The organism is Haloferax profundi, from assembly GCF_001469865.1.
Lineage (GTDB): Archaea > Halobacteriota > Halobacteria > Halobacteriales > Haloferacaceae > Haloferax > Haloferax profundi.
The window spans coordinates 1-1,188 of the sequence record NZ_LOPV01000530.1 but is presented as its reverse complement, the minus strand read 5'-3'; the positions used below and the strand labels follow the sequence as shown (position 1 = coordinate 1,188).

General features: G+C 57.2%; 2 protein-coding genes and 1 pseudogene. 1 reads left to right on the top strand and 2 read right to left on the bottom strand.

What is annotated here, in order from left to right; genetic code table 11:
• Together AUR66_RS16320 and arsD are read right to left on the bottom strand one after the other, a co-directional pair.
• The coding region (locus AUR66_RS16320) for an ArsA-related P-loop ATPase (protein ID WP_157533180.1) at positions 1–287 on the bottom strand (287 nt) is incomplete at its 3' end.
• A gap of 3 nt (positions 288–290) precedes the next feature.
• On the bottom strand, positions 291–620 hold the full coding sequence (gene arsD, locus AUR66_RS16315; RefSeq protein WP_004062155.1) for an arsenite efflux transporter metallochaperone ArsD: 330 nt from the start codon (positions 618–620) through the stop codon (positions 291–293).
• A gap of 314 nt (positions 621–934) precedes the next feature.
• On the opposite strand from arsD, the pseudogene AUR66_RS16310 reads away from it, so the two are divergent.
• Positions 935–1,188: pseudogene (locus AUR66_RS16310) on the top strand (ArsR family transcriptional regulator); the annotation flags it as partial.

Sequence of the window (1,188 nt, the reverse complement as noted above, 5' to 3'; positions counted from 1 at the left end):
TACTCTTCGGCAGCGACGTCGGGGTCGATTTCGATGGCCGAGAGGTTCGGGACATCGTCGATGCCGGTGACCTCGTGGCCGATATCCTGATTGAAGATGTCGGAGAGGTTCGGCGCAGGGTCGGTCGTCACGAGCAGTGTCTCGTAGTCGTTGTCGGCGAGCCACGTCGCGGTCGCGCAGCTGACAGTGCTCTTGCCGACGCCGCCTTTCCCGCTGAAGAAGACGAACTCGGTCTCTTCGCTCGTCGACTCGACGACGGCACGTGCGGCAGTATCGATTTGGCTCATCCGTCAGGCCTCCGGCGCGGACTCACGGTCGGTGACCGCGGCTTTGAGGGCGTTGTAGGAGAGGTACTCGGATTTGGCGACGATCTCGTCGTCGACGATCGTGATCGGGAGAATTGACGGGCCGTGTTCTTCGACGAGGTCGTAGATACGCTGCGTCTCGAGGAACTGGTCGATGTCGTGTTGCATATTCGCTCGGGAGATATCGAGGTCGTCAATCTCGGTCTCGAGCTGGTCGAGGGCCGCGCTGACTTCGACGAGCTCGTCGTCGGGGTCCGGGCCACAGACGCCCGTGGAGCAACACATCGCTTCTTCGTACAGTGTGAGTTCAGTCATGAGTTGGATTGAGTCGTGTTTCAATTGTTGTCTGGAACGGCTGCCCGGTGAGTGGCGCTCACCAGCATCACAACCGCCCCGTTCATCTGAGTAGTTACTCAAATATTTGGATAAAGCTTCGGTTTTCATCTAAGCCACACGAGTAAGCGAAATCGCCACAATACACGGCTCTATACGAGTTACACGAGCATATTTCGAATGAATTTGGCGTTAGTATATATTTGATATTGCTCAATTATCTCGACTCAGTTGAACCGGCATTCATCCGCAGCGCACCCAGAAGTCTTAATCAAGTATCCACTCAATTCAAACCGATGTCTTCCACCGATCGGCTCCAGCGATACCTCGCCGACGAACGCGGCGGATGTGGCGACGAAGCTGTCAACGAACGCCTCGCGGAACTCGAGGAACTGCACGTCGCCGCAGGTGGCCCGGAGCTCGACGACGATCTCAACCTGCTCGGAGCGCTCGCAAACGAAACCCGATACAAAATCGTCCGCATCCTCCACGTCGCCGATGACGAACTCTGTGTCTGCGAGTTCAGCCCGCTCCTCGACGTCAGCGACAG